The 19,870-nt window shown below is 68.7% G+C and carries 17 protein-coding genes; 10 read left to right on the top strand and 7 right to left on the bottom strand.

The features are described 5' to 3' along the window. Positions 1-26 precede the first annotated feature (26 nt). Positions 27-785, bottom strand: a complete 759-nt coding sequence (locus AAID08_RS10740; protein WP_144655124.1) for a helix-turn-helix domain-containing protein — start codon at positions 783-785, stop codon at positions 27-29. A 138-nt stretch (positions 786-923) separates the two neighbouring features. On the opposite strand from AAID08_RS10740, the gene AAID08_RS10735 reads away from it, so the two are divergent. Both AAID08_RS10735 and AAID08_RS10730 read left to right on the top strand, forming a co-directional pair. Continuing rightward, positions 924-3,083: a TonB-dependent siderophore receptor gene (locus AAID08_RS10735; RefSeq protein WP_372414604.1), complete on the top strand. Its 2,160-nt coding sequence runs from the start codon at positions 924-926 to the stop codon at positions 3,081-3,083. 119 nt (positions 3,084-3,202) lie between these two features. Beyond that, the gene (locus AAID08_RS10730; RefSeq protein ID WP_372414606.1) at positions 3,203-4,597 is read left to right on the top strand and encodes a GntP family permease; all 1,395 of its coding nucleotides are present in this window, start codon (positions 3,203-3,205) and stop codon (positions 4,595-4,597) included. Here the strand turns inward: AAID08_RS10730 and AAID08_RS10725 are convergent. Continuing rightward, positions 4,576-5,496 (bottom strand): LysR family transcriptional regulator, encoded by a 921-nt coding sequence (locus AAID08_RS10725; protein ID WP_175143009.1) that lies wholly within the window; start codon positions 5,494-5,496, stop codon positions 4,576-4,578. The two genes, AAID08_RS10730 and AAID08_RS10725, sit on opposite strands and share 22 nt — an antisense overlap. 110 nt (positions 5,497-5,606) lie before the next feature. Between AAID08_RS10725 and AAID08_RS10720 the strand changes: the two genes are divergently transcribed. From AAID08_RS10720 to AAID08_RS10710, 3 genes are all read left to right on the top strand, one after another. Then, a complete protein-coding gene (locus tag AAID08_RS10720; RefSeq protein WP_395757629.1) occupies positions 5,607-6,350 on the top strand; it encodes an SDR family oxidoreductase in 744 nt (247 codons plus the stop codon). A 27-nt stretch (positions 6,351-6,377) separates the two neighbouring features. Next, positions 6,378-7,274 carry an SDR family NAD(P)-dependent oxidoreductase gene (locus AAID08_RS10715; RefSeq protein WP_064527979.1) on the top strand — a complete coding sequence of 299 codons (897 nt, stop codon included), beginning with the start codon at positions 6,378-6,380 and terminating at the stop codon, positions 7,272-7,274. Between the two features lie 109 nt (positions 7,275-7,383). Beyond that, positions 7,384-8,100, top strand: a complete 717-nt coding sequence (locus AAID08_RS10710) for a YiiX family permuted papain-like enzyme (protein WP_269874520.1) — start codon at positions 7,384-7,386, stop codon at positions 8,098-8,100. A gap of 60 nt (positions 8,101-8,160) precedes the next feature. Here AAID08_RS10710 and AAID08_RS10705 read toward each other — a convergent pair whose 3' ends face one another. Beyond that, a complete protein-coding gene (locus AAID08_RS10705; RefSeq protein ID WP_175168109.1) occupies positions 8,161-9,042 on the bottom strand; it encodes a dienelactone hydrolase family protein in 882 nt (293 codons plus the stop codon). Positions 9,043-9,246: 204 nt separating this feature from the next. On the opposite strand from AAID08_RS10705, the gene AAID08_RS10700 reads away from it, so the two are divergent. The 4 genes from AAID08_RS10700 (at position 9,247) to AAID08_RS10685 (ending at position 13,344) form a co-directional block, all read left to right on the top strand. Further along, positions 9,247-10,041, top strand: coding sequence for an enoyl-CoA hydratase (locus AAID08_RS10700; protein ID WP_054504164.1), 795 nt, complete (start codon positions 9,247-9,249; stop codon positions 10,039-10,041). Beyond that, positions 10,038-11,183 carry a CaiB/BaiF CoA transferase family protein gene (locus AAID08_RS10695; protein ID WP_395757628.1) on the top strand — a complete coding sequence of 382 codons (1,146 nt, stop codon included), beginning with the start codon at positions 10,038-10,040 and terminating at the stop codon, positions 11,181-11,183. Before AAID08_RS10700 ends, AAID08_RS10695 begins: the two co-directional genes overlap by 4 nt. 73 nt (positions 11,184-11,256) lie before the next feature. Beyond that, on the top strand, positions 11,257-12,201 hold the full coding sequence (locus AAID08_RS10690) for a LysR family transcriptional regulator (protein ID WP_395757627.1): 945 nt from the start codon (positions 11,257-11,259) through the stop codon (positions 12,199-12,201). Between the two features lie 159 nt (positions 12,202-12,360). Continuing rightward, the gene (locus tag AAID08_RS10685; protein WP_054504044.1) at positions 12,361-13,344 is read left to right on the top strand and encodes a tripartite tricarboxylate transporter substrate binding protein; all 984 of its coding nucleotides are present in this window, start codon (positions 12,361-12,363) and stop codon (positions 13,342-13,344) included. Between the two features lie 15 nt (positions 13,345-13,359). Here AAID08_RS10685 and AAID08_RS10680 read toward each other — a convergent pair whose 3' ends face one another. The 3 genes from AAID08_RS10680 to AAID08_RS10670 form a co-directional block, all read right to left on the bottom strand. Continuing rightward, positions 13,360-13,680, bottom strand: coding sequence for a DNA-binding protein (locus AAID08_RS10680; protein ID WP_024068535.1), 321 nt, complete (start codon positions 13,678-13,680; stop codon positions 13,360-13,362). Further along, positions 13,661-14,020, bottom strand: coding sequence for a type II toxin-antitoxin system RelE/ParE family toxin (locus AAID08_RS10675; RefSeq protein ID WP_006384375.1), 360 nt, complete (start codon positions 14,018-14,020; stop codon positions 13,661-13,663). The genes AAID08_RS10680 and AAID08_RS10675 overlap by 20 nt, the downstream gene beginning before the upstream one ends. A gap of 166 nt (positions 14,021-14,186) precedes the next feature. After that, a complete protein-coding gene (locus AAID08_RS10670; protein ID WP_336235968.1) occupies positions 14,187-16,286 on the bottom strand; it encodes a TonB-dependent siderophore receptor in 2,100 nt (699 codons plus the stop codon). A 435-nt stretch (positions 16,287-16,721) separates the two neighbouring features. Here AAID08_RS10670 and AAID08_RS10665 point away from each other — a divergent pair, with 435 nt between their 5' ends. Beyond that, positions 16,722-17,606 carry a crotonase/enoyl-CoA hydratase family protein gene (locus AAID08_RS10665; RefSeq protein ID WP_054504043.1) on the top strand — a complete coding sequence of 295 codons (885 nt, stop codon included), beginning with the start codon at positions 16,722-16,724 and terminating at the stop codon, positions 17,604-17,606. A gap of 21 nt (positions 17,607-17,627) precedes the next feature. Here the strand turns inward: AAID08_RS10665 and pdeR are convergent, their stop codons facing one another. Next, a complete protein-coding gene (pdeR, locus tag AAID08_RS10660) occupies positions 17,628-19,625 on the bottom strand; it encodes a cyclic di-GMP phosphodiesterase (protein WP_054504042.1) in 1,998 nt (665 codons plus the stop codon). Positions 19,626-19,870: the final 245 nt, after the last annotated feature.

The raw sequence follows: 19,870 nt of genomic DNA, 5'->3' as shown, positions 1-19,870 counted from the left end.
CACGCGGCGTCCGTCCCGCCCGAGGCTCATGCGCCCGCGATCTGCTCCAGATACCGCGTCGGCGACACCCCCATCGCATTGCGGAACATATAGACGAAGGCGCTGGCGCTGGCATACCCCAGGGCTCGCGCCACGCTCACCACCGACTGCCCCTGCAGCAGCCGGCAGATGCCCTCGTCGATGCGCACCTGCAGGCGCCAGTTGTGAAAGCTCATGCCGGTCTCGTCTTTCATGCGCCGCGCCAGCGTGCGCGCGCTGGCGCCCATCCGTTCGCCCCACTGCTCCAGCGTGTCGTCGTTGCCGGGCGATTGCAGCACGGCGGCGCAGACCTTGCGCAGGCGCCGGTCGAACGGCAGCGGCAACTGGCGATGCTGCCGCTCGGTGCCGGCCAGCAGGTTCAGCAGCAGCTCGGCGCTCAGGCGCTGCACCGGCCCGTGGCGCGCCGCCGGCTGGTTCAGCGCCAGGATCAGTTCGCGCATCAGCGGCGCCACGTCCAGCGCGCAGGTATCTTTCCAAAGCCAGGGCGCGGCGTCCGGCGCGATGAAGGCCGAACGCATCGTCACCTGGCCGACCATGCGCACCTCGTGCGCCACGCCGGGCGGAATCCACAGCGCGCGCATCGGCGCCAGCAGCCAGGCGCCGTCCTCGGTCATGACGCGCATGATGCCGGTGGGCGAATACATCAACTGGATGCGCTCGTGCGAATGCGGCTCTTGCCGCTGGCCATCTTCATAGTGGAACGAGCGCGCCACCACCGGCGGCGCCTCGACGGGAAACTCACGCATTGGCGGGATTTCGATAGCAAGGATTGATCGGCCCGCAATCCAGCCAGTTATGTCCGTTTTTCGACATTTTCTGTCCAGCAAACAGGGAACTTGCTTTTTATCATTAATGCAAATGATTCCCATTGTTTTCAAAAGAAAATGACGCCCCCCGCACTTCCCCCTGTCGCATTTGCCCCACGCCGCCTTCCCGCCTTCCGCCTGACCCTCGCCGCCGCCCTGCTGGCCCAGGCCGGCCTGCCCGTCCTGACCCGCGCCGCCGACGATGTCCCGCAACTGAGTCCCGTGCGGGTCACCGGCACGGCCGAGAAACTCTCGGATCCCGGCCAGACCGAGGGTTCCCAGTCGTACACCGCCAATACCGTCACCGTCGGCAAGACCGGCGCCAACGTGCGCGACATCCCCAACTCGGTGTCGGTGGTGACGCGCCAGCGCATGGACGACCAGAACATGGTCACGGTGGAGGACGCGCTGCGCGAAACCACCGGCGTCAGCGCCATGACCTATGGCGACGGCACCGCCTACTTCACCGCGCGCGGCTACGAGACCGACGTGCAGTTCGACGGCGTTCCCGCCAACGGCGCGCTGCAATACCTGCCGCAGTTCGACCTGGCGCTGTACGACCGCGTCGAGGTGCTGCGCGGCCCGGCCGGCCTGCTGCAGGGCTTCGGCAGCCCGGCCGGCACCGTCAACCTGGTGCGCAAGCGGCCGCTGGACACCTTCAGCCTGACCGGCGCGGTGATGGCCGGCTCGTGGAACAACTACCGCACCGAGCTGGACGCGACCGGCCCCGTCACGGCCGACGGCCGGGTGCGCGCCCGCGCCGGCTTCGCCGCGCAGGACCGCGACTTCTTCTTCGACAAGGCCCACAATCGCCAGGGCCTGGCCTACAGCTCGCTCGAATTCGATCTGACCGCCAACACCACCCTGACGCTGGCGGCGGCCTACCAGCGCCAGCGCGAGGCGCCGTTCGACTACGGCCTGTCGATCTACTCGAACGGCCACATCATCGACTCGCCGCGCAAGGGCTTCTACGGCACCGACTGGTCGCGCGGCGACACCACCCTGTCGGAAATCTATTCGGAACTGAGCCACCGCTTCGCCAATGGCTGGACCGGCCAGGTGTCGATGAACTACCGCTCGACCGACATGGACAGCCGCTACGGCTACGTCAACGGGCCGGTCAATCCCGCCAACGACCGCGCCGGCTACCGCCTGCAGGTGCAGAAGGACCAGATCCGCTGGATCGGCTTCGACACCCATGCCTCGGGCCCCTTCAGCCTGCTGGGCCGCACCCACCAGGCCATGATCGGCGCCAACTACGCCGAACGGCGCCAGGACAGCCGCTCGGGCGGCATGAGCCTCGGCAACGTGTCGATCTACGACATCGACGTGCCCAATCCGGACCTGCCCTACACCTCGGGCGACGACTCCAAGTCCAGCCAGATGGGCGTCTACGGCCAGTTGAGCTTCAACGTGGCCGACCCGCTCACGCTGATCGTGGGCGGACGCCAGAGCTGGTACCGCAACGCCACCCAGGCCATCCTGCCGGTGGCGGGCGACACGCAGCGCGATCCCGAGGTGCGCAAGTTCGTGCCCTACTATGGCGCGGTGGCGCAGTTGAATTCGTGGCTGTCGGCCTACGCCAGCTATTCGGACATCTACGCCTTCTCGGAGGCCTGGCAGATGACGGCCGACGGCAAGCCGCTCAAGCCGCGCACCGGCAAGCAGTACGAGATCGGCCTGAAGGGCCAGTTCCTGGACGGCGCGGCCAATGCCTCGCTGGCGCTGTTCCGCATCCGCGACAAGGACCGCGCGGTGGCCGACGACGCCAACCCGGGCCGCTACCTGGCGCAGGGCGAGGCCCAGAGCCAGGGCGTCGAGGCCGAGGTCAGCGGCCGCCTGCTGCCGAACTGGGACCTGTACGCCGGCTACACCTATCTGCAGACCCGCTACCTGTCCGACCCGACGCAGGAAGGCCAGATCGTCAACCCGGAAACGCCCAAGCACCTGTTCAAGGTCTGGACCACCTATCGCTTCACGCCCGACGTGCTGCCGGGCTGGCGCGTCGGCGGCGGCGTGCGCACGCAGAGCCGCACCAGCCGCAACAACGTCTCGTGGCAAGGCGGCTACGCGGTGGTCGACGCGCAGATCGGCTACAAGGTCAATCGCAACCTGGACGCCTCGCTGACGCTGAACAACGTCTTCGACCGCCACTACTACGCCCGCGTGCCGTCCAACTTCTACGGCATCTATGGCGAACCGCGCAATGTGATGCTGACGCTGCGCGCCACCTACTGACGCGCGCATGGGGTCCGGTCCGACAACGGGCCGGCGCCCCGCCCTGTCAAACGGACGCCGGGAGCGATCGGTTAAGGTGTAGCCCCACACCCCTTAACCCTTCATTCCTGGAGTAATGAATGACCGGATTGATTATCGTGGTGGCGGCGCTGGCATTCCTGATGCTGGCGGCGTATCGAGGCTACAGCGTCATCCTGTGCGCGCCCATCGCGGCCATGGGCGCGGTGCTGCTGACCGACCCGTCGGCGCTGGCGCCGGTGTTCTCGGGCATCTTCATGGAGCGCATGGCGGGCTTCGCCAAGCTCTATTTCCCGGTGTTCCTGCTGGGCGCGGTGTTCGGCAAGCTGATCGAGCTGTCCGGCTTCTCGCGCGCCATCGTGCAGGCGGTGCTGCGGCTGATCGGCGCCGAGCGCGCCATCATCGCCATCGTGCTGGTGTGCGCGGTGCTGACCTACGGCGGCGTGTCGCTGTTCGTGGTGGTGTTCGCGGTCTACCCGTTCGCGGCCGAGATGTTCCGCCAGGGCGGCATTCCCAAGCGGCTGATGCCGGGCGCGATCGCGCTGGGCGCGTTCACCTTCACCATGACGGCGCTGCCCGGCACGCCGCAGATCCAGAACATCATCCCCACCACCTTCTTCGAGACCACCACCTGGGCCGCGCCCTGGCTGGGGCTGATCGGCGCGGCCTTCACGCTGACCGTCGGGGTGGCCTACCTGGAATGGCGCCGCAAGCGCGCCGCGCTGGCGGGCGAAGGCTACGGCACCGAGTTGCGCAACGAGCCGGACACGCCGACCGGCGGACGCGAGCATCACCCGCTGGTCGCGCTGCTGCCGCTGGTGGTGGTGGGCGTGGCCAACTACCTGCTGACGCGCTGGATTCCCGGCTGGTACCCGGCCGGCTCGCAGGTCGAACTACCCGGCCTGCCGCAGCCCCTGCCGGTCAACGCCCATGACCAGGTGGCGCTGTGGGCGGTGATGGGCGCGCTGATCGCCGGCATCGCCACCATCCTGCTGTTCTCGTTCTCGCACATCAAGGCGCATTTCGCCGAAGGCAGCAAGAGCGCGGTCTCGGGCGCGCTGCTGGCGTCCATGAATACCGCCGCCGAATACGGCTTTGGCGGCGTGATCGCGGCGCTGCCCGGGTTCCTGATGGTGGCCAGCGCGCTCAAGGCGATTCCCGACCCGCTGGTGGGCGAGGCGGTGGCGGTAACCTCGCTGGCCGGCATCACCGGCTCGGCCTCCGGCGGCATGAGCATCGCGCTGGCGGCCATGGCGCAGACCTTCATCGATGGCGCCCAGGCGGCCGGCATTCCCATGGAAGTGCTGCACCGCATCGCCGCCATGGCCTCGGGCGGCATGGACACGCTGCCGCATAACGGCGCCGTCATCACGCTGCTGGCCGTCACCGGCCTGACGCACCGCCAGTCCTACGGCGACATCTTCGCCATCACGCTGATCTCGACGCTGTCGGTGTTCCTGGTGATCGCCGTGTACTACCTGACCGGCATCGTCTGAGCGGCCGGCCCGAAGGCCTGGCCGAAGATCTCGGCCAGCCACTGGCTGAACACGCGTACCCGCGCCGACACCTGGCGATTCTGCGGGTACAGCACCGACACCGGCATCGGCGCCGGCGGCAGGTCGGGCAGCACCACCCGCAACCGGCCCGCCGCCAGCGCATCGGCCACCCGGTAGCGCGGCACCTGCGCCAGGCCCAGCCCGGCCAGCGCCGCGCTGGCGTAGAGTTCCGCGCCATTGACGCTGACCACCGACCCGGGCCGCGCCAGCACGTTGCGGCCATCCACCATGAAGTCCAGCGGCAGGCTGCGGCCGGTGGATGACGAGATGTAGTCCACCGCCCGGTGGCCCTCCAGGTCTTCCAGCGTGGCCGGCTCGCCGTAGCGCGCCAGATAGGCCGGGCTGGCCACGGTGACCTGCGGCATCAGGGCGATCTGACGCCCCACCAGCGACGAGTCCTGCAGCGTGCCGGCGCGCAGCACGCAGTCCACGCCCTCGCGCACCAGGTCGACCAGCCGATCGTCTTCGCCCAGGTGCAGCACGATGTCGGGATAGCGTTCGAGAAAGGCCGGCAGGCCCGGCATGACGAACACCCGCGCCAGCGTGCCTTGCAGGTTGACCCGCAGCAGTCCCTTGGGCGCGGTGTTCAGGAAGGCGCCGTCCGCCTCCTCCAGGTCGGCCAGCAGGCGCACGCAGCGCCGGTAATAGGCCTCGCCGTCATGGGTCAGCCGCACCTGGCGCGTGGTGCGCTCCAGCAGGCGCGCGCCCAGGCGTTTTTCCATGCGCTTGACCAGGTTGGTGACGGTCGCGCGGGGAATCCGCAGGTCTTCCGACGCCTTGGAGAAACTGCGCCGTTCGGCGATGCGGACGAATACCTGCATTTCCTGGAAGCGATCCATGCGCCCTCTATTATTAATGTAGATGAAATTATGTTAGCAAAATCCGGATAATTATCTTTTGTTTGGAATAGTCCATGATTCGTCTCACCCACTCACCCCAAGGACAATCCATGACTTCCCAAGCTTCCCAACGCGTCGCCCTGGTCACCGGCGCCTCGCGCGGCATCGGCGCCGCCATCGTCCGCCGCCTGGCCGCCGACGGTTTTGCCGTCGCCATCAACTACGCTTCCAGCGCGGCCGAGGCCGACGCCCTCGCCGCTGAAGTCCGCCAGGCCGGCGGCCGGGCCCTGGCGGTGCGCGCCGACGTCGCCAAGGCCGCCGAGGTGCGCGCCATGTTCGACCAGGTCGAAGCCGGCCTGGGACGCATCGACGTGCTGGTCAACAGCGCCGGCGTGCTCAAGCAGCAGACGCTGGCCGAGGCCACCGACGAGATCTACGACCAGACCTTCGACATCAACACCCGCGGCACCTTCAACACCCTGCGCGAGGCCGGCGCGCGGCTGGCCGACGGCGGCAGCATCGTCAACGTCTCCAGCACCACGCTGGCGCTGAACATGCCCACCTACGGCATCTACATCGCCAGCAAGGCCGCGGTGGAAAGCTTCACCCGCGTGTTCGCCAAGGAACTGCGCGGCCGCCGCATCACGGTCAACGCCGTGGCGCCCGGCCCCGTCGCCACCGACCTGTTCAAGCAGGGCAAGAGCCCGGAACTGATCGAGCATTTCGCCAAGATGCCGCCGCTGGAGCGCCTGGGCGAACCCGAGGACATCGCCGGCGTGGTGTCGTTCCTGGCCAGCGCCGACGGCGGCTGGATCAATGGCCAGGTGCTGCGCGCCAACGGCGGCCTGGCCTGACGGCAGGCGCGTTTCCCGGAGATTTCCATGGCATCCGTCATCCTCATCACCGGCGCCGGCAGCGGCATCGGCAAGCTGTCCGCCGAAACCCTGGCCCGCGCCGGCCACACCGTCTACGCCACCATGCGCGACATCGCCGGCCGCAACGCCGGCCGCGCCCAGGCCATGCGTGACTGGGCCGCGGCCCACGGCGCCGATCTGCATCCGCTGGAACTGGACGTGCTGTCGCAGGCGTCCGCCGACGCCGCCGTGGCCGCCATCGTGCGCGAACAGGGCCGGCTCGACGTGGTCATGCAGAACGCCGGTCACCTGGTGATCGGCCCGACCGAGGCGTTCACCGCCGAAGACATGCAGCACGCCTTCGACACCAACTTCTACGGCGCCCAGCGCGTCAACCGCGCCGCCCTGCCGCAACTGCGCCGGCAGCAGTCGGGCCTGATGCTGTGGATCAGCAGCACCACCACCAAGGGCGGCTTCCCGCCGTTCATGGGGCCGTACGGCGCGGCCAAGGCGGCGATGGATTCGCTGGCGGTGAGCCTGTCGTACGAACTGGCGCGCTTCGGCATCGAGACCTCGATCGTGGTGCCGGGCGCCTTCACCCGCGGCACCGAGCACTTCCCCAGCGCCGGCAAGCCCAGCGACCAGGCCCGCGTGGCGGCCTATGCGCGCTACGACGGCGTGATGGACCAGGTCGGCGCGCGCCTGAGCGCGCTCACGCCCGACGACGCCACGCCGCAGGCGGTGGCCGACGAGATTGCCCGCATCGTCGACCTGCCGGCGGGCAGCCGGCCGGCGCGCTCGGTGGTCGACTTCGTCGGCGATGGCGCCGAGGAGGTGCTGGCGCTGGCCGAGGAACTGCGGATCGCCTTCGCCGAACGCATCGGCATCGCCGACCTGCTGCGTCCGTCGACGCCGCGCGCTTGAAAAAAGCGGCGCCCTGGCCGCGCGGCAACCCGGGCGGGAACGGTAGAATCCCGCATCCCTCGCGCTTGCTCGACGACGCGCGACGAATGGCTTTTCATGGGGAACCGCCATGCCGGCACCGCAACCATCCGCATTGCCACAAGACCGCCACGCCGCGCGCGACGAGCGCCAGGAACAAGCCCCCGCGTGGCCACGCATCGGACGACGCAAGCCGGCCGGCGCGTGGGCCGGCGCCTTCGTCGCGGCCGCGCTGTGCGCCGCGTCCTGGGTCGCCCGCGCCGCGCCGGACGTGCAGACCGGCGACCTGATCTTCCAGCAATCCCGCTCCGCCCAGAGCCTGGCGATCCAGCAGGCCACTCATTCGCCCTACAGCCACATGGGCATGATCGTGATGCGCCAGGGCGCGCCCTACGTGCTGGAAGCCGCCGCCACGGTCAGCTACACGCCGCTGGCGCAATGGGCGGCGCAGGGCGAAAACGGAAAATACGTCGTCAAGCGCCTGCGCGACGCGTCGCGGCTGACGCCCGAGACGCGCGAACAGTTGGCGGGCACCGGCGCGCGCTATCTCGGCAAGCCGTACGACGCGGCCTTCGGCTGGTCGGACGACCGGATCTATTGCTCCGAGCTGGTCTGGAAGATCTACCAGCGCACGCTGGGCCTGCAGATCGGCGCGCTGCAACCCCTGAAGCAGTTCGACCTGAGCTCGCCCACCGTGCGCGCCACGATGCAGGCGCGCTACGGCAAGGACATCCCGTGGGAGGAACCCATCATCTCCCCGGCCGCGATGTTCGACTCGCCGCTATTGGCCACGGTCCCGGACCGCTGAGGCGGCGGGCGGCGCGGCCGATCGCGCAATCGGCGGCGCCGCCGGCCGCTCGGGCCACGCCTATTGCGGCATGTCGAAGCCCTGCTCGCGCAGGTATTTGGCCACCACCGGCTGCCACTTCTGCGGCGCGTGCGTGAACAGGCTGTGGCCGTTCTCGCCGTCCGGCCCCATGGGCACGAAGGTGGCGCGGCCGCCGGCCTGGTTGTAGGCCTCGACCCAGCGCCTGGGCCAGTCCGGCCCCCAGTACAGGTCGTTCTCGGTATAGATCCACAACATCGGCAGCCGCGTGGCCTGGCCATAGCCCGCGTACGTGGCCTGCAGGCGCTCGGGACCGCACGGCTTGCCGGGCGAGCGCACCGGATCGCCACCCGAGCCGCCCGCGAAGTTGATGGCGGTCTTCACCCCCGCGGGGTTCTGCGCCGCCAGCGCCACGGTCGAGCCGCCGCCCACCGACTGCCCCAGCACCACCACCCTGGCCGGGTCCACGTCCGGACGCTGCGCCATGACCCGCAGCACCTGGTCGATCTGGCTGGCGGCGCGGTCGAACATCGGGGTGAAGCGGCGCTCGCCGCAGGGGCCGCTGTTCTCCAGGTCCGGCCCGCCGGTGACGCCATAGCCCAGGCGCACCGGCAGCGCGACCACGAAGCCGGCATCGGTGAAGAACCTGGACGCCGCCGCGTAGCGCGCCCGTCCCAGCTTGGCGCGGCCGGCGGCGTCGCCGGCCCGGCCATGGTTGATCACGATCAGCGGATGACGGCCCTCGCCCGCAGGCGTGAAGACGGTCACCACGACTTCGCCCGTGGCGGTGCCGCCGTTCTCCAGCGCCACCCGCACCGGCACCTTCTGCACGCTTTCGTTGGCAGCCAGCTTGGGCGGCGGCGCGGCGCACGCCGTCAAGAGTCCCAGTCCGCCGATCATCGTGATTCTTGCCAGAACACCCATGTTGCCCCTCGTCAGGAATAGGCTCGCCGCCCGGGTGAGCGCAAGATACTCCGAGCGCGCCCGCCCCGCCATCGTCGCGAACCCGGCCCGCGGCGATTTATTCCAGGCCGGACTCATTCCATGAAAATTACTTGTTTGTCGTGATCAACGGCCAGCCCTAGCATGAGCGGCATCGCCCACGATTCCAACGGAGACAGCAAGCCCATGAGCGCCCCGATTCCCGCCTTCCCCCACAGCCACATCGAGCGCGACGCGCGCGGCGTCTACACGCTGCGGATCGACGACGCCAAGAGCCTGAACATCCTGGCCTCGCCGGTCACGCTGGGCCTGACCGCCGCCGTGCGCTGGATCGCCGCGCAGGCCGACGCCCGCGCGCTGGTGCTGCGCGGCAGCGGCGACAAGGCCTTCGTCGGCGGCGCCAACATCCATGAAATGGCCGAGCTGGATCCGGACGGCGGCCGCGCCTTCATCACCCGCCTGCGCGACCTGTGCGAAGCGGTGCGCGCGGTGCCGGTGCCGACCATCGCCCGCCTGCCCGGCTTCTGCCTGGGCGCCGGCATGGAACTGGCGGCGGCCTGCGACATCCGCCTGGGTTCGCGCGACGGCGTCTTCGGCATGCCCGAGGTGCAGGTCGGCATTCCGTCGGTGATCCACGCCGTGCTGTTGCCGTCACTGATCGGCCCGGGCGCCACCCACTGGCTGCTCCTGACCGGCGCCACGGTCGACGCCGAGCAGGCGCTGCGCTGGGGCTTCCTGCAATTCCTGTGCGAGGCCGGCGAGCTGGACGCGCTGGTCGAGCGCACGGTCGCGCCCATCGCGGCCAGCGGGCCGCTGGCGGTGCGCTCGCAGAAGGCGCTGCTGCGCTACTGGGAGACCTCCACGGTCGAGGCCGGCCTGGACCGCAGCGTCGACGCCTTCGGCGCGGCCTTCGCCACCGACGAGCCGCGCCGCTACATGGCGCCGTTCCTGGCCCGCAAGCGCGCGCGGGAGGCGCAATGACGGCCCCGGCCAGCGGCCCGCTGGCCGGCGTGCGGGTGGTCGACATGACCTCGGTCGGCATGGGCCCCTACGCCACCCAGATCCTGGGCGACATGGGCGCCGAGATCATCAAGGTCGAAGCGCCCGAGGGCGATGTGTTCCGCGCCTCGGCGCCAGCCGCCTCGCCCGGCATGGGCGCGGTCTACCTGAACCTGAACCGCAACAAGCACAGCGTCACCCTGAACGCCAAGGACCCGGACGACCGGCAACGGCTGCTGCGGCTGGTCGACGGCGCCGACGTCTTCATCTCCAACGTGCGGCCGCGCGCGCTGGCGCGGATCGGCCTGGACGCCGCCAGCCTGCGCGCGCGCAACCCGCGCCTGGTCTATTGCTCGGCGGTCGGCTTCGGCCAGGACGGCCCCTACGCCGCCCGGCCGGCCTTCGACGACATCATCCAGGCCATGAGCGGCCTGGCCGACCTGCAGGGCCGCAACAGCGGCGCGCCGGCCTACATCAACACCATCATGGCCGACAAGGTGGCCGGGCTGACGCTGGCCTACGCCATCCCGATGGCGCTGTACGAGCGCGAGAAATCCGGCCAGGGCCAGGCCATCGAGGTGCCGATGTTCGAGACGCTGGTGTCCTTCACCCTGATCGAGCACCTGGGCGGGCGCACCTTCGACCCGCCGCGCGGCGGCATGGGCTACAGCCGCGTGCTGTCGCCCGAGCGCCGGCCCTACCGCACCCGCGACGGTTTCCTGGCGCTGCTGCCGTATACGGACGCGCAATGGCAGCGCTTCTTCACCCTGGCCGAACGCGCCGACCTGGCCGCCGATCCGCGCTACGCCAGCGCCCGGACCCGCGCCCGCCACTTCGACGCGCTGTACAGCGACCTGGCCGCCATCGTCGCGCTGCGCGGCACCGAAGACTGGCTGGCGCTGCTGGCGGACGCCGACATTCCTCATTCGCGCGTCAATCCGCCCGAGGCGCTATTCGACGACCCGCACCTGGCCGCCACCGGCTTTTTCCAACGGGTCGAGCATCCCACCGAGGGCACGCTCACGGCCACCGCGATCCCGGTGCGCTTCTCGCGCACGCCCGGGTCGATCCGCCGCCTGGCGCCACGCCAGGACGCGGATCGCGATATGCTCGATCCGGATTGACCCCCCGGAACGTGGCGGATGCGGGCTTGCGCGCGCCGGCCCCCGGGGCGCCCGCCCCCTTTTCGTCCGGACCATGAACATCACCCTGAAGCAGTTGCGCGTGTTCTGCGCGCTCTACGAGTTGCGCAGCTTCACCGCCGCCGCCCGCGCCGCCTTCGTCACGCAATCGGCCGTCAGCAAGCTGTGCGCCGAACTCGAGGCCGAGGTCGGCCAGCCCTTGTTCGAGCGCTCGACCCGCAGCGTGACGCCGTGCGAGGGCGCGGCCGACTTCTATGCCTATGCCCAGGAGATCCTGGGCACGGTGCGCGCGGCCGAGCGCAGCATGTCCGGCCTGCGCTCGCTGGAGCGCGGCGTGGTCGGCGTGGCCTGCTCGCCGATGATGATGGTCGGCCTGCTGGGCGGCGTGATCGCGCGCTACCACCGGCGCCATCCGGGCGTGAAGCTGGACCTGTTCGAACTGAACACCGACGAGACCATCGAGCATGTGCGGCACGGCCGCGCCGACTTCGGCATCGTCTCCACCGACATCGACGGCGACGAGCTGGCCGCGCGCGTGATCTACCGCGACACCATGCATGCCGTCTTCGCGCCCGACCATCCGCTGGCGCGCCGCAAGCAGGTGCGCTGGGCCGACCTGGCCGCCCACGAACACATCACGCTGCGCAACGTCTACAGCGTGCGCCGCGCGGTGGACCGCATCAGCGGCGAACTCAGCCTGCAATTCCAGTCCGGCATCGAGGCCGGCATGCTGACCTCGGTGCTGAACCTGGTGCGCGCGGGCCTGGGCATCACCGTGGTGCCCGGCTACGTCTGCGCCTTCGCGCGCCAGTTGGGACTGGCCACCGCGCCCATCGGCGGCGCCGGCCAGCGCAGCCACGCACTGTGGCTGATCCAGCGCCACAACGCGCGCCTGTCGCGGGCGGCGGACGCGTTCCTGGCCGACCTGGAGACGACGCTGCGGGCGCGCGAGGCGGCGCCCGACCCGACCCGCTACGACGAGGACGCCGCCGGCCAGTGAGGCCGCGCCGGGCCGAGGCGCACGGCGCGGGACTTATCCGGATACGGAATAGGTCTATGAAAATTAGTCCCTTGTTGCGATAAGCCGCGCGGCCGCATGATGGCGGAAATCGCGGCCGCCACCTGCCATCGCGGCCGCAGAAAAACACAGGAGACTCTCATGACCCGCCCCCCGCAACGCAGCCGCATGCGCCGGTTCGCCGCCTGCTGCGCCCTGGCCCTGGCCGCCGCCACCGGCGCCGCGCAGGCCGACGGCGCCTATCCCGACAAGCCCATCACCATCGTGGTGCCGTTCTCGCCCGGCAGCGCCACCGACACCAGCGCCCGCATCCTGACCGAAAAGCTCGGCCCGCGCCTGGGCGTGCCGATCGTGATCGAGAACAAGCCGGGCGCGTCCGGCACCATCGGTTCGTCCACCGCCGCGCGCGCCGCGCCCGACGGCTACACCCTGATCCTGACCAGCAGCTCCACGCACTCGGCCACGCCGGCCCTGTTCCGCAAGCTGCCCTATGACCCCACCGGCGATTTCATCCACGTCATCCGCATCGCCACCATTCCCATGATGCTGGTGGTGCGCGCCGATTCGCCCTACGGCTCGGTGTCGCAACTGGTCCAGGCCACCCGCGCCAGGCCGCTGAACTATGCCTACGGCTCGCCCACCAGCCAGATCGCCGGGGCCACCTTCAACAGCGTCGCCGGCGCCGCCGCCAACGCGGTGCCCTACAAGAGCCAGCCGCCCGCCGTCACCGACCTGCTGGGCGGCCACGTCGATTATTTGTTCGCCGACCTGTCGGTGGTGACGTCGTTCATGCACGGCGGCAAGCTCAGGGGCATCGCCTTCACCGGCCAGGCGCGCTCGAAGGACTTCCCCGACGTGCCGACGCTGGCCGAACTGGGCTACAGGAATTTCGACCTGGTGGTATGGGTGGGCGTGGCCGCGCCCAAGGACACGCCGGCGCCGGTGGTCGAGCGCCTGAACCGCGAGATCACGCGCATCCTGAGCGAGCCCGACAGCATCGCCAAGTTCGAGGCGCTGGGCATGCAGGTCGCGCCCAACACGCTGGCCGAACACCAGGCCTTCGCCCAGTCTCAGCGCCAGATCTGGACCCAGCGCGCGATCGACGCGAAGATCGAGCCGCAATAACCGCGCCCGGCGGCCTCAGCCCATCCGGACCGGGGCGGCCGCATTGGCCAGCGGCATCACGGCCAGGCGCAGGCCCATCGCCTTGAGAATCGCCAGCAGGCTGGCCAGCGACGGATTGCCCTTGGGCGACAGCGTGCGGTAGAGCTGGGTCGGGTTCAGCCGCGCCTGCTCCGCCACGGCCTGCATGCCGCCGAACGCCTGGGTCATCTGGCGCAGCACCACCAGCAGTTCGCCCTGATCGCCATCGGCCAGGATGCTGTTGATCGTCTCCAGCGCAAGGGCGGGGTCGCTGCGATAGACCTCGACCATTGCTTCATCATGGGGCTTGCTTCTCATCATCCGTTCTCCGTTGCCAGTCATGCCAATATTCCACCGCGCGGTGGATGTCGGCATCCTGCGTGCGCTTGCTGCCTCCGGCCAGCAACAACACCAGCCGTTCACCGGACAGCGCGTAGTAGACGCGCAGGCCCGGCCCCGTATCGATACGCAATTCCCACACGCCCTCGCGGCAGAACCGGTGATCGCCGAAATTCCCCGATGCCAGACGCGCTACACGGCGGATGACCGCCACCTTGTCGCGCATGCCACGCAGGCCGCGTAGCCAGGTGGCATAGGAATCCTTGAGTTTTCCAGGAGTGAGGTAGTGTTCGATTCGGTACATACGATATTCGTCCATAGACGAATTCCAGTCAAGTCAGCGCAGTCAGTTCGCCAACAAGATAGGACACTCCCTTGGTTCCTGCTGGACGGTGCGTGATCTTTTCCTCCCCCACTCATGCCTTCTCCCAACAAAAAACGGGCGCCAAAGCGCCCGTCCGTCCTGCCTGGATCCTGCCTACCCGTCAGAACCGATACTGCGCCGTGGCGATCACCGTGCGCGGCTCGCCCACGCGGATCTGGCCGGCGCTGGTGGCCGAGGCGTAGTAGGTCTTGTCGGTGATGTTGCGCACCGCCAGGCGCCAGTCCCACTGGCCGGCGCGGTAGCCGACCAGCGCGTCCCAGGTGGCATAGCCAGGCAGCACCGCCGTGTTGGCGTTGTCGGCGTAGCGCTGGCCGACGAAGGTCAGGCCGGTCTCGCCATACAGGCCCTCGGCCGGCTTGTAGGTCAGGAACACGCTGCCGTTGCGCCGCGCCACGTTGCTGACGCGGTTGCCGGCCAGGCCGTTGTTGTCCTCGACGATGGACGCGTTCTGCAGGCCGATGCCGCCGCGCAGGTACCAGTTGCCGGTCAGGCGCCCTGCCGCGGTCAGCTCGATGCCGCGCGAACGTTGCTTGCCGGTCAGCAGCACGATGGTCGGATCGACCGGATCGGAGGTGCGGCGGTTGTAGAGCTCGAGCTGGTACAGCGCCAGCGTGGTGCTCAGATTCCCGTCCAGCCAGTCGCTCTTGACGCCCACTTCGTACTGGCGGGTCTGCTCCGGATCCACGTCATTGGTATTGCCGCGCGCGTTCGGCGTGATGCCGATGAGGCTGCCGCCGACCGGCGAGAAGGTCTTGCTGTACGACGCGTAGAACGAGTGATCGCGCGCCGGCGTCCACACCACGCCGGCGCGCGGGCTCAGGCCACGGCTGTCGCGGCGGGCCGAGAGGTCCAGCATGCGGTTGGTGGAATCGACGCTGAAGCGGTCCATGCGCAGCCCCAGCAGCACCTGCCAGGCGTCGTCCAGCTTGATCTGGTCCTGCACGTAGTAGCCCTGGCTGCGGGTCTTGTGACGGGCCGAACTGCTGAGCGTCATGGCGCCGTTGTGCTGCTGGGACAGGTCCGGGTCGTACAGGTCCAGCGTCGGCACCGGCTGCGCGCCCGGGCCCCGCGCCAGCGTGGTGTAGAGGTCGGGCGTGCGCGCCTGATTGGCCACGTCCACGCCGAACAGCACCCGGTGCTCGATGGCGCCGGTATGGAACAGGCCCTCGGCTTCCAGGTTGTTGCTGATGCTGCGGGTAGTCAGGTCCTGCTGCCAGCGGGTGCGGGAGACCTTGCCGGTGGCGGCGTTGTAGCCGGTCAGGTAGGTGTTGTCGAACTTGCTGTCGAGCGCGAACACGCCCAGCGTGTAGCGCAACTGCCAGCCCGGCGCCAGCGTGTAGGCCAGGCGCGAGCGGAACGATTGCGCGCGATCGTCGATGTAGTCGCGGTCGGGATCGCCGTAGACGGTCGATCGGCCGACGTCGGCGGGCCGGCCGTTGACGCTGGGGATGCCGCGATCCGGAGTACGGTCATAGCGGCTGTATTCGTATTGCACCAGCCAGTCCAGGTCGGGCGTGATGCGCCAGTTCAGCGACGGCGCCACCAGTTGGCGGGTGCCGCCGATCTTGTGGCGGAAGCTGTTGCTGTCCTCCTGGCCGATGTTCAGGCGCACGCTGACGTGCTCGCCGGGATCCGCGCTCAGGTCGCCGTAGAAGCTGCGCAGGTCCCAACTGCCGGCCTGGGCCTCGAGCGTGGACTCGCGGCCCGGCTGCGGCGCCTTGCTGATACGGTTGACGATCCCGCCCTGGCTGCCCCGGCCGTACAGCACCGCGGCCGGGCCCTTGAGCACGTCGATGCGCTCGATGTTGTGCAGGTCGCGCACGTACTGGCTGTCGTCGCGGATGCCGTCCAGGTAGAAGTCGTTGCTGGCGTCGAAGCCGCGGATGCGCAGCGAGTCGAAGCGGGTGTCCGAGGCGTTGCTGACATTGGGGATGCCGGACAGGGCCTCGCCGAGGGTGCTGATGCCGTAGTTCTGCAGGTTCTCGACCTTGACCGTGTCGATGGCCTGCGGCACGTAGCGCGCGGCGGTCTGGGTGCGGGTGGCGGTGGTGACTTCGGGCACCCGTGGATCGTCGGCGTTGGCGCCTTCGACGCTGATGGCGGGGAGATGGATGGGGTCGGCGTGGGCGGGAACGACAGGGGCCATCAGGGCCAGCGCGGCCCCCAGGGTCAGGGCGCGCGGGACGGGAAAAACAGGCATCGCAAGCTTTCTGTAAGTTTTATCGAGCCGCGATCATATCGACAATGAATCTCATTTGTATATGAGATTGTTCTCATTGCCCGCAAAGCCGCGGCGGATGTTGCTGTGTCACAACGACCCGGCCCGGCCGGGCCGCCGGCGCCCCGCCCCCGCGCCGTCGCCCCCGCCATTTGCATGAGTCCGGCGCGCCGGCGGCGGCCGCGCCAACCCTCGCGAATTTGCGACGGTCCTCATCCAACCCGGCGAGGCGCGCGTCATCCAGGCGGACGACGGCGACATCATCATCGCCGTGTTTTTCCAACAATCACTCCGATGTTTGCCCTACGGATAACTCTGGCCGGTCGGACGAGGTTTGCATGAGCGGAACGGGGCGCCGGCTGTATTAGGCTGGCCCCGCAGTACTCCGACTCACCTTGATCGATTGGACGAAAGCAAATGAATCAACTCATTCATCCGGACTGCCATCCCTTTACCGCCGCAGGCAATTTGAAGCAAGTCTCCGCGTTCTATGAGGAAGGACGACGTGTCATGTGGATGATGCTGCGCGCCCAGCCGCGCCCCTGCTTCAATCACGAACTGATCGACGAAATCATGACCCTGGCGCGCGCCGCCAGGGACTCCGGCCTGCCCATCGATTTCTGGGTCACGGGCTCGCTGGTGCCGCAGATCTACAACGTCGGCGGCGACCTCAACTTTTTCGCCGAGGCCATCCGCACGGGCCGCCGCGAGGCGCTGCGCGCCTACGCCCGCGCCTGCGTCGATTGCGTGCATGCCGCCACCCGCGGCTTCGACACCGGCGCCGTATCGCTGGCCATGATCGAGGGCACCGCGCTGGGCGGCGGCTTCGAGGCGGCGCTGGCGCACCACTTCGTGCTGGCGCAGAACAACGCCCGCATGGGCTTCCCCGAAATGGCCTTCAACCTGTTCCCGGGCATGGGCGGCTATTCGCTGGTGGCGCGGCGCTCGGGCATGAAGCTGGCCGAGGAACTGATCGGCAGCGGCGAATCGCACACCGCCGAATGGTTCCAGGCGCGCGGCCTGGTGGACGTGCTGTTCGAGCCGGGCGACGCCTACAAGGCCACCCGCACCTTCATCGACGTGATGCGGCCCAAGCTCAACGGCATGCGCGCCATGCTGCGGGCGCGCCAGCGTGTGCTGCAACTGACGCGCTCGGAACTGATGGATATCACCGAGGACTGGGTCGACGCCGCCTTCTCGATCGATCCGAAGGACCGCGCCTACATGGAACGGCTGGTGATGGCGCAGAACCGTCGGTCACCCGCGGGCCCCGATGGCCTGATCGACGCCACCATGCATTGAGGTCGGCGCGCGCCGGCCGCGTCAGGCAATCAGATGCAGCCGGCGCCGCTGCGCCAGCCAGGTGGTCAGCTCGGCAGCCGGCATGGGCTTGGCATACAGGTAGCCCTGCTTGGCGTCCACCCCCAGCGTATCCAGGAAGGCGGTTTCCTCCTGGGTCTCGACGCCCTCGGCGATCACCTTCAGCTCGAGCGTGCGGGCCACCGCGACGATGGCCCGCGCCAGCGCCTGCGACACCGGGTTCTCGTTGACGCCGCGCACGAAGCTGGCATCCAGCTTGATCGCGTCCAGCGGAATGCGGGCCAGTTGCGACAGTGACGAATAGCCCGTGCCGAAGTCGTCCAGGTGCACGCACGCGCCCAACTGGCGGAACTGCTTCATCAGCTCGATCGCGGCGACCTCGTCCTCGATCAGGCAGCTTTCGGTGAGTTCAATGTCGAGCAGGCAGGGATCGAGGCCGGCATCGTTGACCGCGCGCATGAATTCGCTGACCACGCCCTTGTCGTCCAGTTGCCGCGCCGACATGTTGATGGCGACCCGCAGGTCCAGGCCCTCGCGCTTCCAGGCCGCGGCCTGGCGCGCCGCTTCGCGCATCACCCACACGCCCAGTTGCGAGATCAGGCCGGATTCCTCCGCATAAGGAATGAAAACGCTGGGGCAGATCATCCCGCGTTCGGGCGAGCGCCAGCGCAGCAGCGCCTCGACGCCATCAATCTCGCCGCCGCGGCCGGTGAGCTTGGGCTGGTAGTACAGCATCAAGTGGCCTTCGGCCAGCGCCTTGCGCAGGTTGGTGTCGAGCCAGACATAGTCGGCGTTGCGCCGGTCCATCTCGGGCTGGAACACACGGTAGGTATGGCGCCCGGCTTCCTTGGCCACGTACATGGCGATGTCGGCGCTGCGCACCACGCTGTCGAGGTCGTCGCCGTGCTCGGGGTACATGGCGATGCCGATGGAGCAGCTTGTGTAGACCTCGATCAGCTCCTGGCGGAATGGCTCGCGCAGGCGCTCGATGATGCGCGCGGCGGTGGCCTCCAGGTGCCAGGCCTCGGCGCCTTCCTGCAGCACCAGGAATTCGTCGCCGCCCAGCCGCGCCAGCGTCTGGCCGGGCGACAGGCAACTGGAGATCGCCACCGCCACCGACTTGAGCAGGCGGTCGCCGAAGCCGTGGCCGTAGTGGTCGTTGATGCGCTTGAAATTGTCCAGGTCCAGGAACAGCACGCCGCCGCTGGCGCCCTCGCCTTCGGCCAGCGCCGCTTTCAGGCGGGTGGTGATGGCGTGGCGGTTGGGCAGGTTGGTCAGCACGTCGGTGTTGGCCAGCACCCGCAGGCGTTCCTGCGCCTGGCGTTCCTCGGTGATGTCGGTGCCCGAGCAGATCAGGTAGACACGCTTCTCGCCGCTGCCGCTGGTGACGAACTTGTTGCGGAACAGGAACAGCCGCGGGCCCTTGACCGTGTTGATCAGGCGCTCGACCTCGTACGACTGTCCGCGCTTGTAGAACTCGGCGATGTTGCGACGCGAGGCCGCGGCCTCTTCGCGCGTCATGAACATCTCGAACACGCTGCGCCCGACGATGTCCTGCTCGCGTTTGCCGGTGTATTCCTCGCTGACCTTGTTGAAGCGTTGCACGCGGCCGTGCTGGTCGACGATGACGATGACCGAGTTGGCCTCGGACACCACGGTCTCGGCGAACGACAGGCCTTCGACCAGGTCGCGCGCGACCGAATCGGTGTCAGTGTGCGCCGACGCCGTGCCGGCCCATTCGGTGGGGTTGATCTTGCGGCCGACCAGCCGCAACTGGATGGGATCGCCGTACAGGACGATGTCGATGCGCAGGCTGGCGGTGATGCCGGTCAGGGCGCGAATGGCCTGCGCCTGCTCGGGCTGCAGCGCCAATGCAATGTTGGTTGCGCCTTTGACGGCGGCCAGTTCGATCGCGTTGCTGTCGGCCGCCAACCGCCAATAGGGGCTGGACGTACCGAAATGCAGGTACAGGATCGATTTTTCGTCCTGAGTCTCAGTCATTGGTGTCCCCCGCCATCCCAGGAAGGCCTGCGTGAAACATACGGCCTAGTCAGTTCGGGGTCAACCACCCGCCGGAACGGCGTTCGCGCTGTATTGCGGATTATTTCAACTGGCTTGGCAACTGTCTTCCCCTGCCCTCATGCGGCGCTACGCCCGTTTCGCGCGAGAAAGGCAGGCTTGGCAAGCGTTGCGCATACGGCGGCGCAGCATGCAAACAATATCGTCGAAAATTTGTGACCATTTCC

The sequence above is a fragment of the Achromobacter sp. EB05 genome (assembly GCF_044232075.1).
Lineage (GTDB): Bacteria > Pseudomonadota > Gammaproteobacteria > Burkholderiales > Burkholderiaceae_B > Achromobacter > Achromobacter dolens.
The sequence above is the reverse complement of the archived record's forward strand: the minus strand, read 5'-3'. Positions and strand labels throughout refer to the sequence as shown.